Source organism: Nocardia macrotermitis (genome assembly GCF_009604405.1).
Lineage (GTDB): Bacteria > Actinomycetota > Actinomycetes > Mycobacteriales > Mycobacteriaceae > Nocardia > Nocardia macrotermitis.
Genome location: NZ_WEGK01000016.1, coordinates 127,131 through 140,794 on the forward strand (window position 1 = coordinate 127,131; position 13,664 = coordinate 140,794).

12 protein-coding genes are annotated in these 13,664 nt (G+C 68.8%); 11 read left to right on the top strand and 1 reads right to left on the bottom strand.

Features of this window, described 5'->3' with window-relative positions; genetic code table 11:
* The first annotated feature begins 84 nt into the window (after positions 1-84).
* The 4 genes from NRB20_RS30165 to NRB20_RS30180 all read left to right on the top strand — a co-directional run bounded on the left by NRB20_RS30165 (position 85) and on the right by NRB20_RS30180 (position 3,167).
* Positions 85-915, top strand: coding sequence for an SAM-dependent methyltransferase (locus NRB20_RS30165; RefSeq protein ID WP_319945586.1), 831 nt, complete (start codon positions 85-87; stop codon positions 913-915).
* A 29-nt stretch (positions 916-944) separates the two neighbouring features.
* Positions 945-1,262, top strand: a complete 318-nt coding sequence (locus NRB20_RS30170) for a hypothetical protein (RefSeq protein ID WP_153414801.1) — start codon at positions 945-947, stop codon at positions 1,260-1,262.
* Between the two features lie 40 nt (positions 1,263-1,302).
* Positions 1,303-2,202 (top strand): helix-turn-helix domain-containing protein, encoded by a 900-nt coding sequence (locus NRB20_RS30175; protein WP_153414802.1) that lies wholly within the window; start codon positions 1,303-1,305, stop codon positions 2,200-2,202.
* 110 nt (positions 2,203-2,312) lie between these two features.
* Positions 2,313-3,167, top strand: coding sequence for a helix-turn-helix domain-containing protein (locus NRB20_RS30180; RefSeq protein ID WP_406603895.1), 855 nt, complete (start codon positions 2,313-2,315; stop codon positions 3,165-3,167).
* Positions 3,168-3,355: 188 nt separating this feature from the next.
* Here NRB20_RS30180 and NRB20_RS30185 read toward each other — a convergent pair whose 3' ends face one another.
* Positions 3,356-4,156, bottom strand: a complete 801-nt coding sequence (locus NRB20_RS30185; protein ID WP_153414804.1) for an MmyB family transcriptional regulator — start codon at positions 4,154-4,156, stop codon at positions 3,356-3,358.
* A 1,073-nt stretch (positions 4,157-5,229) separates the two neighbouring features.
* Between NRB20_RS30185 and NRB20_RS30190 the strand changes: the two genes are divergently transcribed.
* The 7 genes from NRB20_RS30190 to NRB20_RS30220 all read left to right on the top strand — a co-directional run bounded on the left by NRB20_RS30190 (position 5,230) and on the right by NRB20_RS30220 (position 13,168).
* On the top strand, positions 5,230-5,700 hold the full coding sequence (locus tag NRB20_RS30190; protein WP_153414805.1) for a hypothetical protein: 471 nt from the start codon (positions 5,230-5,232) through the stop codon (positions 5,698-5,700).
* Positions 5,697-6,929 carry a cutinase family protein gene (locus NRB20_RS30195; protein ID WP_319945587.1) on the top strand — a complete coding sequence of 411 codons (1,233 nt, stop codon included), beginning with the start codon at positions 5,697-5,699 and terminating at the stop codon, positions 6,927-6,929. The genes NRB20_RS30190 and NRB20_RS30195 overlap by 4 nt, the downstream gene beginning before the upstream one ends.
* Positions 6,926-8,071 (top strand): lipase family protein, encoded by a 1,146-nt coding sequence (locus tag NRB20_RS30200; RefSeq protein WP_153414806.1) that lies wholly within the window; start codon positions 6,926-6,928, stop codon positions 8,069-8,071. Before NRB20_RS30195 ends, NRB20_RS30200 begins: the two co-directional genes overlap by 4 nt.
* Before the next feature lie 125 nt (positions 8,072-8,196).
* A complete protein-coding gene (locus NRB20_RS30205; protein ID WP_153414807.1) occupies positions 8,197-9,360 on the top strand; it encodes a lipase family protein in 1,164 nt (387 codons plus the stop codon).
* Positions 9,361-9,453: 93 nt separating this feature from the next.
* On the top strand, positions 9,454-10,167 hold the full coding sequence (locus NRB20_RS30210) for a hypothetical protein (RefSeq protein WP_153414808.1): 714 nt from the start codon (positions 9,454-9,456) through the stop codon (positions 10,165-10,167).
* Positions 10,168-10,273: 106 nt separating this feature from the next.
* Complete coding sequence (locus tag NRB20_RS30215; RefSeq protein WP_153414809.1) at positions 10,274-11,176, top strand: alpha/beta fold hydrolase; 903 nt, start codon at positions 10,274-10,276, stop codon at positions 11,174-11,176.
* 27 nt (positions 11,177-11,203) lie between these two features.
* A complete protein-coding gene (locus NRB20_RS30220) occupies positions 11,204-13,168 on the top strand; it encodes a BTAD domain-containing putative transcriptional regulator (protein WP_153414810.1) in 1,965 nt (654 codons plus the stop codon).
* The last annotated feature ends 496 nt before the right edge of the window (positions 13,169-13,664 follow it).

Sequence of the window (13,664 nt, forward strand, 5' to 3'; positions counted from 1 at the left end):
CGACGACGCTCTGGGCCTGGTCGGCTGAAACCGGCCCGAAGTGCCGTCACCCGATCCCCAATCCCCCTCGTGAAGGAGTTCGCCGTGTCCGACGGCTCGATCGATTTGCGCACCGATGTGCCGCATCCCGCCCGGATGTACAACTATTTCCTCGGCGGCAAGGACAACTACGCCGCGGACCGCGAGGCCGCTGCGTGGGTGGAGGAGGACTTTCCGGCGGTCCGGATCGCCGCGCGCGCCAACCGCGATTTCATGGAGCGCGCGACTCGTTATCTGGCCGCCGAACAGGGTGTGCGGCAGTTCCTGGATGTCGGGACCGGTATTCCGGCCGTGCCCAATCTGCATCAGGTCGCGCAGGAGGTCGCGCCCGAGGCGCGGGTGGTGTATGTCGACAACGATCCGCTGGTGCTGGCCCACGCGCGGGCGCTGCTGGTGGGTGTGCCAGGCCCCAGAGGACGAGGACACAGCACCGCGTATGTCCAGGCCGATGTCAGTGATCCGGCCGCGATTCTGACCGCCCCCGAACTGACCTCGACGTTGGATCTGAGCCAGCCGGTGGCGGTGTCGCTGATGGCGCTGCTGCACTTCGTGCCCGGCGATGTCCACGAGATCGTCCGGACCTTGATGGCCCCGTTGGCTCCGGGCTCGTATCTCGCGTTGTCGCATGTGACAACGGATTTCGACTGTGGCCCGGACGATCCGGACGGGATGGGCCGCGCCGTGGACGTCTACACCAGCAGAGGGATTGCGGTGACTCCGCGTACCCGCGCCGAGGTGGGGTGGTTCTTCGAGGGCCTGGAGCTGCTGGAGCCGGGTGTGGAGGTGGTCCACCGCTGGCGCAACGAGCGCGTCGAGGACCCACCGCTCCGAGACAAGCAGGTGTCGCTGTGGGGCGCGATCGGCTGCAAGGTCTGAACCCAGTTCACAAACAAAGAGAGGGCGGAATGACAACCAAGACAGAAGCGTCGGCGCGAAGGGGACAGGACGGGCGAGATCTGGAGATCTCGTTTCGGTGGTGGTGGTGGGCCTCGGCGCGTGGCTGGACCGTTGTGGTCGTGCCGGTCGTCCTGGCCGTCCTGGCGGTGCTGTTCGCTGCGGCGGCGGTCGCGCACGCCGAGGCAACACAGCACGCGACCAGCGCGCACCACGCCCGCCAGGATCTGGTCCCGGGCTCGGGGATCGGTGACCGCGAGCTCATCACCACACCATCCGCGGCGGTCCGCACCCTCGTCGCGACTCCTGCAACAGCCCGGGATTGCTGAACCTACTGCGTCCTGACGAGTATTTGAGAAAGGTTGAAAGATGGTGGATGTGCACCTGCGGGCGTTGGGGCGTCGTCTGCGCGCGCAGCGGGAGGCGGCGGAGATGACCCAGTCCGCGGCGGCGCGAGGGGTGTTCTTGTCGTCGCAGACGATCGGCCGTCTGGAGGACGGGATGTCCACGCGGATGTCGGAGCTACACCTCACCACGTTGTGCGACCTGTACGGGGCGGGGATGGCTGAGCGCGAGGAAGCGCTGGCGTTGCTACGGCGGGGACGTGCGGCCGTGGTCCAGAATACGGACTGGCAGGGCTTGTTCGGCGATTTGATGTCGGCGGATGATCGGTCTCGGATGGCGCTGGAGCAGCATGCGATCTCGATGACGGCGTTCGGGGCGACGCTGGTTCCGACGCTGCTCCAGACCACGGAGTACCGCCGTGTGGTCGAGCAGGCCCTGCACCCTCAGGACTCGCCGGACGAGATCGAGCGGCGGGTCCGGTTGGTACGGGCACGACGTCTGCGCACCAATGGCGCGCGAGCGCATTTCTATATGCTCGAATCAGCGGTACGGCACGTGATCGGGGACGCGGCGATGATGCGTGACCAACTGCTGGAACTGGCAGAGACCAGATCACCCAGGATCTCGGTCCAGCTGATCGACCAGCACGCCGGTCACAATATCGGGCTCCACCTCACGAGCTTCGCCCTGTTGGAATTCGGGGCTCTGGTCGGCGGTCAGCCCGAACCTCCGGAGGTGTTCCTCGACAGCGGTCCCTGGGCGCTGCGCCTGGATCGTGAGGACGACCTCGCCCATTACCGGGACGCCGTGGCCGAGTTGCCGCGAACGGCGTTGTCCAAGAGTGACTCTCGCGAATTACTGCGTGAGATCGCCCACGGCTACGACTGCATGAGCACCAGCAGCGACTCACAGGCGCAGCCGTGAGGAGGACTCGAGCGTCTACCGGCGGTGGACCTGTCGATCATCACGACCAGGCACCACAGCCGGGGAGCGCGCGGTCGGCGCATGTGGCGCGGTGGAGTCTGGGGCGCAGGATGTGTGCGTTGCGGCAGGCGGCTGGAGTGCCGGTTTCCGAGGCCGCGCGGGTAGCGGAGGTGTCCCCGGAGGTTATTCGGCGGATGGAATCGGGCCGGATCACGCTGCTGGGAACCATCCACATCACCGTGCTGCTGGATCGGTTCGAGGTCGATGACGACCGCGAACCGATCCTCACATTGGTCCGGATGGTCCGGCAGTATAAGAAGATTCGGCGGCACTGGTGGGACCCCTACAGTGATCTGCTGCCCGAACAGGAGATCGACCTGCTCGGGCTCGAGGAGTCCGCACGGGTGGTCAGCGTGTGCGGTGCGACGGCGGTGCCGGAACTACTGCGGACCCCGGACTACCACCGCGCCGTGCTGCGCGTCTGGGACCCGCAGGAATCGGACATCGATCTCGACCGGCGGGTCGAGTTGCTCACCCAACGCCGGGACAGGCTCCGCGACAACGGTATTCGCCTCCGCGGATACATCCTGGAGGCCGCGCTGCGGAACCCGATGGGCGGACCCGAGATGATGGCCGCCCAACTGACAGGGCTGGTAGGGCGTGGTGCGGACAAGAACGTGTCGGTCCAGGTGATCGGATCCGGTACCGGGACTCACCTCGGATGGCATTTGGGTGATGTCTCGATGCTGGAGTTCGACGCCCTGGTGGAGGGCGTGCCCGAGCCGCCGATCGTGCACTCGCAGAACATGCTCTGGGATATCGAACAGGACGGTGATGACGTCGACGGTTATCTAGGGGTGTTTGCGGAGTTGCGTCGAACAGCATTGGCGCAGAAGGTATCTCGGAGCCTCATCGAGGAGATCGCGCACGGTTACAGCGATGAGGCGACAACGCGGTCGAACTGAGTCCTAGAGGCTCCGGGACAAAGGCGGAACCGCAGTTGTGGCGATGAGGGGAATCCGGCGAGCGCAGGGGTGCTCGCCGGATTCGCCGTGCCGCTGTGGTGTTGTGGCGGTGGGAGGTTGTGGCGGTGTGGCTCCGGGGTGTGGAGTCGGTGCCACCGTGGAGGGTGTGGCCTCGTGGTGGTGAGGTGTTACCCGGGGTCGTCGGCTTGTGGCCAGGCGAGGAATCCACGAATTTCGGGCGCGTCGGTGATTTCGGTCAGTTGGACGGCCAGGGTGTAGGGCTTGCGGGTGGTCGGGTCGCGGACGTGTAGGTACTGGTCTTCGCGGCGGCCGTGGGCGACGTGGATATCGCGGTGCCAGTGGTGGTTGAAGACTTTGTTGCGTGAGAGCTGCTGGTACAGGTCGGTCACCTCGGGGTTGTCGCGGTAGCGGGCGAACGCGCTGCGCAGGGTGCCCACGAGCCAGCGTGTTTCGTCACGGGGGTGGATCAGTACGGACTCGGCCGGCGAGGGGTCGGGGTCGGGGGGTAGCGACCAGCGTGCGAGGTTCTCGGTCGCGGCGGCTCCGGCGCCGGGGAAGAGTGCGAAGAAGGTGGCGTTGGCGGTGAGGATGTTCCAGAGCGGGTCGAGGTAGGCCAGGGCGATGTGGGCGGGGTCGAGCTGGGTCAGGAGTCGTAGGCGGGCGGGTGTGGCGATGCGTCTGCGCAGCTCGCGCACCGATGGCAGGGGCGTGGGTGGTCGGCGCAGGTCCCGGGTCAGGCGGGCCTGTGCGCGGTCGAGCTGGTATCCGGCGATGAGGCTCTCCAGGACATCGGGCCCGGGGATGACCTGGTTGTTTTCGATGTCTTTGAGGTAATGCCAGCTGACACTGGTGGTTTTCTCGGCTTTGCGGCGGGTCAGGTCTTTGTGCTCGCGGATCGCGCGCGTCCAGTTGGCCAGGTGTATCACGGTATCGGGCTTGGGGTGGGCCCCACCGTGTTCGGTGTTCATGGTCAAACCCCCTGAATTCAGGTCTTCCGCCCAGGATCGCCAGGCAGATATGATGGAAGGTTGATCTCCCCCGAGACACTTCAATAGGTATCAGACTCGGATCGTTGAAAGCAATACCATCCCGGGCGTTACTTTTCGTAGCCGACAAATAGCCGGACCTTGATCCCCGCTCGCATATCTGTGATGTGAGTCACCGTTCCTGGTTCGGTAGGGGAAAGTTGCGGAAATGATGCTGGCTACTTTTCTGGTGTCGATGCTGGCAGACGGCGGATGGGGGCCGAGAATTCGAGAAGGGGGGTAAATTACCCCCCTCGAACCTCTGGCGCGGCAGCCTGTTTCGTGAGTTTGATGGAGAGGTCGGATCTTCTGGTCACTCACGAAGGGAATAATTTATCGTGGATCCTCTGACAATTTTATGGTTGATCAACATCGGATCGTCGATCGCGGTCAATGTGGTCAATCTGGCGTCCGACGCCTTGTCGGCGATCGCTCCATACCTGCCTCACTTGTAGGCCGTCCTTTTATCTGCGGTGGCTCCTGGCTGCGCATATCGCGGCCGGGAGCACCGTTACGGCGCGCGTTGCGAGTGCGCTGTTCCGAATTTATTCCACCTTGCGTGAAAGGGCTTATTCGGCATGTCCGACTCAAGATTTTCTTCTCCTCGATTGTCGAGGAAAAAATATCGGGAAGGTTTGCAAGCACCTATTTCGGAGCGTTTGACCGATCGCCAGAGGCGGGCTTTGTTGGCGCGGGTGCTGGCGGTGGGTGTGGTGCCGGTCGTCATCGCGTTGGCGGCCCCGGGTCTCGCGTCCGGGATGGGTGCTGGACCGATTGCTGGGCAGCCTGGGGTAACGGCGGGTACCCAGCCAGGGACTCGTACTCCGGCCCCGCCACCACTGCGGGCGTCCGATCCGGCGGCGTACCCGGAGCAACCGGTCGCGGTGCGCAACGGTCCGACGCCTCGTCCGGAGCCGTCTCCGGATCCGGTCCCGGCGGTGCAGGTGGCGGATCTGCATCCCCCTCGCGCTGTACCGGCGGTCGCGCCGATCGCGCCGCCACCGGACGAGATCCGTGTGGGTCAGTTCGCAGTTCCCGCGCCGCCGTGGCTGCCGGGGCAGGTCAAGGACGCGATCAACGGCACCGCGGCGACCGCCGAGGCGCAAGCGGCGACAGCGCTGGACTCGATCGGCATTCCGCCGGGCCGTTCGGATCGGGTCGCGGGTGCCACAGCGGCCGGTGCCGGGATCGGTGGCGCGATCGGTGGGGCGATCACCGCTGCTCCGGCCGCTGCGGTTGGTGCGGTGGTGGGTGGTCTGGTCGGTGGCACGCTCGGTGGTATCGCTGGGGCGGCGGTGGGCACGGTGGTCGCGGTGCCGGTTCTGGGCACGGTGACCTCGGGGGTCGCGGGGACCGCGATCGGTGCGGCGGCGGGCGCGGTGGCCGGGGCTGTGATCGCCGGAGCACCCGCGGCGTTGGTCGGGGCTGTGGTCGGTGGCACGGTGGGCGCGGGGTTCGGTGCTGGTGTCGGAGTGGATCAGCGGTGAGGGCCTCGGTGGTGCGCGCGGCGGTGGCGGCGCTGCTGATCGGTTGCGGCGCGAGCTTGACGGTGGTGCCGGGCCCGGCCGGGGCGACGGTCCCGATCGATCCGGCTCATTGCCCACCGCTGTACGTTCTGTCGGTCCAGGGCACCGGGCAGTCCTCGATGGCCGCGAGTCCGACCGCCGATACCAGCGTCCTGGGCGCGGTGGTGGGCCCGGTACTCGCCGCAGCCCCGCAGGTCCAGCGAGCCTATGTGGCGTTCCCGGCCGGGTTCGGCGGGCTCGTGCCCGGCGGATCGGACGCCTCGTACACAGTGTCGGTGCGCGCGGCGATCACGTCCGTGCGCAGCGACCTGGGGCAGGTCGTGTCCGCGTGCCCCGGGACGGAGGTGGCGCTGGCGGGGTATTCCGCTGGTGCGCAAGCTGTTTCGCAGATTGCTCGGGAGATCGGTGCCGGGCGAGGCCCGGTCCCGGCCGCGAAGGTCGCGGCGGTCGTGTTGATCGCTGATCCTGAACGCGCGCCGGGTTCGCCGCTGTTTCCGGGTCGTCCCGGTCAGGTGGTGCCGGACCCGGCTCCCGGTACCGGGGGTGCGGCGGTCTCGCGGGTGCGGATCACGGGCCCGGGTGTGTCCGGGAGCGGTCTGGCTGACGACGGTGCGCGGTATGGTGCCCTGGCCGGTCGGACCGTGGACATCTGCGCTGACGGAGATTTGGCGTGTGGGGCGCCCGAGCACACCGCGCTGTTGCGGGTCGGTGCCGAACTCGCCGCGCAGGCCCGCCTGACCGACCCTGTTGCCGCGCTGTCGAGCCTGCAACAACTCCTGTCGCAGGCGTTCGGAAGCGCGTGGACCACCGTGCTGGACAACGACTTTCGCATAACCCCGACCACTGTCGACTATCTACCGAGGGTGCGGCTCGCGCAGCGGTTGATCGAGGCCGCGGACCCGCGCCGCCCGAGCCCCACGCCCGCGGAGGTCCGCGCGGCGGGCCAGCGGTGGGCTCAGCTCACCGCGACGGTGACCGCGCACCCGGCCCTGCTGGCGGCGCTGGCCGGGCAACTCGCCGGTGCGTGGGGCCAGCTGGTCGCTGATGACGCCGACCTGCTCACCCCGGCGGTGTGGATTCACTTCGCTGACACCGCCGCACGCCACGACAGCTACGCCACCACGGGCCGGTTCCCGGCGTTGACCGCCTGGCTGGTGGCTGTGGCGCATGATTTGGAAGGACACTCATGATCGACACGAAAATTCTCGAAAAGCATACTGCCGCAGCATTATCGGATGCCGAGTTCTACACTCCGCCGCCGGTGGAGTCGTCGCGTGGGCCCGGGGAGATCCTGCGGTTGCGTCCGGTCCGGGTGCCGGGTGTGGCTGGTGCGGGTCCGGCGTGGCAGGTGTTGTTCGTCTCCCGGGACACTCTGGGCGCGCCGATTCCGGTGTCCGGGACCGTGATCGCCACCGAGGTCCCGGACGAGGCACCGCTGCTGGTCTATTACCCCTCGTTCCACGGTCTCGGTGGACCCGCACCCTCGCAGCGGCTCGCGGCGGGCAATGAACCCGATACGGTACAGATCGGCGCGGCGTTGGCGCGTGGCTGGCATGTGGCGATCCCGGACGGGGAGGGGCTGGGGGTACTCGGGCAGGGCCCGCACACGGTTCTGGCCGGGCACGCGGCCGGGCAGATCATGTTGGATCTGGGGCGTGCGGCGGCCCGGATCCCGGCCCTGCACGCGAGCGACGCGCCGGTCGCGTGTTGGGGTTGCGCGGACGGCGGTCGTGCGGCGATCGCGGCGGGGGGACTCCAACGTGATTACGCGCCGGAGATGAATGTGTGTGCCGTGGCGGCGGGTGCGGTGGTGACCGATCTTCGCCGGATGCTGCGGGTGTTCGACGAGGGGGCCTGGCCCGCGCTCGGGCTCGCCGCGGTGCTGGGGCTCTCGCGGGCGTACCGGCACCTCTCGTTGCGGCACGTGTTCGCGACGTCGGCGCGCAGCCTGCTGGCCGAGGTCGAGCAGGCCAGTGTGGGGGTGCTGTGCGAGCGTTACCAGCACGCGTTGGCGACCTGGTGCGACCGGGACGTCGTCGAGGATCCGATGTGGCAGTACGTGTTTGCCCACGAGCGCGCCGACACCCGGCTTCCGGGGGTGCGGGTGCATCTGTATCACGGGAGCCGCGATGCGATCGTGCCCGCGTCGATGGGCCGCGCGCTGGCCGAGGACTACCGGGCTCGCGGGGTGCAGGTGAGTTGGCGCGAATACGACGCCGACCACTTCCGCACCCGCGTCGAGGCCATCGGTGAGGTTCTGGACTTCCTCGCCGCCGAAGCCGGGCTCCGGGCCCTCGCGCCTGCGGGCACCGGCGGGACCGTCCACCCCTAACAGACCAGCCTGAGATGCCCTGCCCTGCCCGGGCGTCCCCTCCGCCGGGCAGGGCAGGTGCCACCGGGTGATTTGTCAATGTTGTTGCGTCACAACCTATTTCGATTACTTCGTGGAGGCTTGTCATGACCGATATCTATTACAGTCCACCGGCGATCGAGCGGGATCGTCGGGCGGGTGATCTGCTGCGGATCCGCCCGAGTTTCGTGCCGCTGCTGCCGAGGGCAGGGGGAGCCTGGCAGATCGTCTACCTCGGCACGAATTCGCGGGGCGGGGTGATCCCGGTGTCGGGCATCGTGATCTTGCCGGAGACCGATACCACGACCGGCCATGCGGGTGGGTCGGGCTCGTGCGGGTTGTTGGTGTTCTGCCCGCCGTTTCGTGGCTTGGGTGGGCGTTCGGTCTCCCAGCAGCTGGTGTTGGGTGACGAACCCGGAGCCGAGACCGATACCGCCGCGATCGCCGCAGCCCTGGAGCAGGGGTGGGTGGTGGCGGTCCCGGACGGGGAGGGTTTGGGCGTCGATGCCGGGCCGCACACGTTTCTCGCCTCACGCGCGGCGGGGCAGATCGCGTTGGATCTGGCTCGCGCCGCACAAGGTATCCCGGATCTGGACACCATCGAGAGCGAGGTCCCGGTGATGCCGGTGACCATGTGGGGATACGCCGATGGAGGCCGCGCCGTCGTCGCCGCGGGCGAGTTGCATCAGCGGTACGCGCCCGAGTTGGATCTGCGGGGGATCTGCGCGGGCGCGGTCGTGTCGGACCTGGCCGCGCTGGGCCCGGCGACCAGCGACGGTATCCACGCCGCGCTCGGGATGGCCGCGCTGGTCGGGTTGTCGCGCGCCTACCCGCATCTGGCGCTCGAGCGCGTGCTGACCCGGGAAGGACAGCAGGTCGCGGTCGAAGCCGGAACACTCACCAGCGCGGAGTTGTACGAGCGGGTGCGGGGGCCGCTGGCGCACTGGTGCCGCCGCGAGGACCCGTGGTGTGACCCGGTGTGGCAGCAGGTGCTGGCCTACGAAGTTCTCGCCCACACCGCCACGCTGGCCCCGCTGCACCTGTATCACGGCCACAACGATCGTGTCGTGCCCGTGCGCGCGGGGTTACGGACGTTGATCGCGCACCGCCAACGCGGCACGAACGTGACCTGGCGCGAGTACGACGCCGGACACGCGGAAACCCACGCGCTCGCGGTGCGCGACGTGTTGGCCCGGCTCGCGGAAAACCTCACCCACACACCACATCCGGGCCCCGGAACCGACACTCCCGCCCCCGCGACACACCCCTGAACCCGCACCCCGGAGACCCCCGCGCCGACTACCGCCGACGGTGCTGCGGGCGCGGACCGACCGATTAACACAACCTTTGGGAGGTGAACGAGGTTGCCCGAGAACACATCCGACGACAGCGACGAGTACATCCCGGTGGACATTCCCCCGGCACCCCACCGTCCCGGCGGCCCCGACTCCCTGCGGATCGGCGATGCGCTCGAACCCATGGCGGACAGTGCCTGGCTCGTGCCCGCGCCCTCGACCCCGCCGGGTGAACCGGCGTCGTCTCCCGGGCCAGGGCGAGGGTTCCCGGGCCGGGTGTCGCTGCGCGGCTGGGCTGGGCTGGCTGCGGTGGTCGCGGTGGCTGTGGGCGTGGTGGTCGGTGCGCAGGGCCCGCGCCCTGCGGCCACGCACGCCGGGGCCGGGGGCTCGACCACGCCGTCGTCGGCATCCGCGGCTGCGGGCGCGTGTGCGGGTTTGTCCGGGCGGGTGGTCACCGACCGCGGTGGTGATCGGTCCACCGTGCCCGGGGTGATCGCCACGTTCGAGGACGCCTACTACACCCAGCGCAACGCCGAGGCCGCCGTGCGAGTGGTCGCTCCCGAGTCCGGGATCACGCAGCAGGCACTGGCCGCCGGGATCGACTCGATCCCGGTGGGCACCGTGCACTGCGTCGCGATCACCCCGGTCACCGCCAACACCGCGACCGTGCACCTCGTCGAACTGCACGCCGACGGCAAGAGGGTGGACTACTTGCAGGTGATCAACACCATCTCCGGCCCCAACGGCAGCTTGCTGATCAGCCACGTCCAAGAGCAGGGATGAGCACCTGTGCGCCCCGCCGAGCGGAAACATCCAGCACGCCACCACATTCGACCCGACCGGGCCCGTGCCCGGTGACCGAGCCCCGACATCGAAGGATCCCGCACCGATGAGCCTGCCGGATTTCCACCACGCTCTGAACATCGCCGCCGACGACGGAATACACCTGGCCGCCACCCGTGTCGGGCGACCCTCCTCGGCGGCGACTCTGGTGTACATCCACCCGCTGCTGCGCGAGCGCGGGTTCTGGTCCCCGCTCACCGCGCGCATGCACGAGCTGCTGTGCGGCGCGGTCACCCAGATCACCTACGACCAGCGTGGACACGGCGATTCGGATCGCCCGGACCTGGACCAGATCACCACTGTGCGCCGCCTGGCCCAGGACCTGCACAGCGTGCTGGAGCACGCGTCCGGGTCGGTGGTGCTGGTGACGCACTCGACCGGCGCGCAGCTCCTGCACGCCTACGCCACCGTCCACCGCGACCGCGCCGCGGACCTGGCCGGGCTCGTGCTGCTCAACGCCGCCGCCGAACCTCCTGCGCTGCCACGCTATGCACGCACCTGGCCCCACCGCCTGATCCGGATCCGGCGACACCGAGCCCTCGCGCCGGTCGCCGCGGCCGGTGAGGCCGTGCTGGGCTACCGCCTCCGGCACACCGGCCTCGTGCCGGGCCTCGGCGTCGATCCGCGGGTCAGTATCGATGTTCTGGCCGCCCACGCGGGCTTCGGGTTCTTCACCGGAATCGCGCAGGCGCTACGGCACATTCCCTCCGCCGTGCTGGCCGGAGAACACGACACCCTCGTGCCCCCGCAGCACGCGGTGCGGCTGGCCGATGCGCTGTGGGCCGACTACGACATCGTCGCCGGTGCCGGACACGAGCTCCCCCGCACCCACCCGGGCCGCGCTGCCGACACCATCACCACCACCCTCGACCACGCCCTGCGCACCGACCTCGAACAACCGCGCCCCGACACCGCCCACACACCGGAGGCCGGACGTGACCAGGCGTGAGGTGAATCCGAAACCGGCTCTGCGGCAATGACTCCCACTCCCGCACCCGCCACCCCCGCACCGCGGCGTCCGCTGCTGATCGCCGTCGCCGGTCTCACGCCCCGCACCGGGGTCACCACCACCACGGTCGCGCTCGCGCACAGCTGGTCGGGCCCCGAGCCCGCTGTGCTGGTGGAGGCCGACCTGGTCGGCGGGCAGCTCGCCGAGCTGGCCGCCGCGGACCCGTATCGCGGGCTGGCGAGCATGTCCTGGGCCGCACATGTCGGCGCGCAACCGGTACAGGTCATCGAACACGTGCAATACCTGCGCAACGGGGTCGGATTCCTGGCCTCGCCACCGGGCTACGACACCGAGCGCGACGCGTGGGTGACGATGCTGTTGACCGGCCGCCACCACGATCGCGAACTCGAGGAACTGGCGGCCTGGCACGAGTTGGGGGCCACGGTGTTCGTGGACTGCGGTGCCCCCGGGCCCGGCTCGGCCCTGGAACCGATCCTCACCCACGCCGACGCCTGCCTGGTCCTGGTCCACGCCGACCACCCCGACCCGGACTCGGCCGGTCACCAGATCCGCGAACTCGTCGGCCGCACCCGCCACCCCGGAGTCCTGCTGCTGGGCGCGGACACCGACAGCGACTACGCCAACGCCCTGCGAGTCCCTGCCCTGGCCACCGTTCCCCACCACCGGCCATCCGCGACCGCCCTCCTGCGACACAAGCCCCGCCCGTGGGATCGCAACCGAGTCCTGTCCGCGGCCCGCACGACAGCCGCCACCATCGACACCCAACTGCGCCCACCCCCGGCGAGGCCACCCAGCACCCAGACGAACACCCCGCACCCCCACACCCCGCCGCGCCCCCGCGTCGGCACTCTGGGCCGCCCGGTGACCGGACCCACGGTCTACCGGATCGATCGCCCCGCTGACCTCAGGAGGGGACCGGGCGGGGCGTCTCCGGGCCCTGTGCGGGACCGGCCTGGTACCCACGCCCCCGCGCCCACCCCACCGTGGCCCCGGATACCGCCCGCCGCTCCCACACCCCCCGGCCCCGCTGGCGGGAGCGAGCCCCCCGGCACCGCCGAGCCTTCGACGCCGAACCCCGCCCGTCCTGCACCCCCCGACACCGGGACCGCACCCAGCGCGCAGAACCGCGACCTGCCCGCTTCGCCGCAGCCCGCTGCGTCGCGTCCGGTTCCGCTGGCGGAGACCGCGCTCGCGGGCGGTACTGGGCCGGGGTTGCAGATCCAGGTCTTCGGGCCGACCCGGATCCTGTGGCGTACCAGCTCGGACGCGGACATCGAAGCAGCCGAGATCACTCGTCGTCTCGAGCCCAGGAGCCGGGAGTTGTTGGCGGTGCTGGCCCTGCATCCCGATGGCCTGACGCAGCCGGAGTTGATCGAGGCCCTGTGGGGCCAGCACCCTCCCCACCGGCCGGTCAAAGCCCTCGGCAATGCGCTCAGCCGCTTGCGCACGACCTTGGTCACCGTCACCGGAGGCCCGGTCGCGGGTCTGTTCACCGACGACCGGCCGCGCTACCGCCTCGGTCCCGCCGTGAGGTGGGTGGACTACTGGGAATTCGGCGAGGCGGTCACGCAGCGTCGCGCGGCCCACGGTGAGGCGGACCAGGCCGCCGCGTGCGCGCGGATCGCCGCGATCGCGACTGCGCCGCTGGCCGCGGACCTGTCCCACCTGTGGGCCGAACCGCTGCGCGAAGCCACCCGCCGCGACACACTCGGCGCGTTGAGCTGGCTGGCCGACCACCCCGCCGCGCACGACCCCCGCGCCACTCTGGGCATGCTCGAAACCGCCGTGAAAACCGACCCGTACAACGAGCAACTCTGGCAATACGTTTTGCGCCTGCACGCACGCTTGGGAGAACACGACGCCCTGGACCGCACATACGCGGTCCTGGAAAGAAAACTCGCCGAAATCAACACCGAACCCGACCAGGAAACACGCCAACTCCTCGACCACCTCCGGCGCACGACCCGATAATCAACCACCCGCCGGGATCGCTGACGATAACCACTCCGCAATTCTGTCACGAACCGCATCCCGCGAGGCCCTCGCAAGAATCCCACCCCAGCGCCGAATATGTACGATGAAACCCGAAAGTTTGCCGTCCTCACCCAAGGCGAAAACCACGGAATCCCACCCGTGGGCGATCACCTACCGCCAATTGATTTATATACTTGGAAATATCGCCGCTGACGCATTTGTTAGACGATAGGACGTCGCGAGGGAATGCGTGAAAAACGAGCCGGAGAATCGGCGACCGCAGCATTTATCGACTTTTCTGTGAAGAATTCTTTATTCTTGTCGAAATGGATTGAATTCGGGTGGCCGTTGGGCGGGGCGTTCGGTGGGGCGTTGTGTGGGGTGTTCGGTGGGGTGGTCAAACCGCCCCACCCGGCAGCCGTAAAGCGCCTGGTAGGGGTGGCCGCCCTCGGCTCGGGGAATCCCGGGATCATGCCTCCGCAGGAGTGGAGAG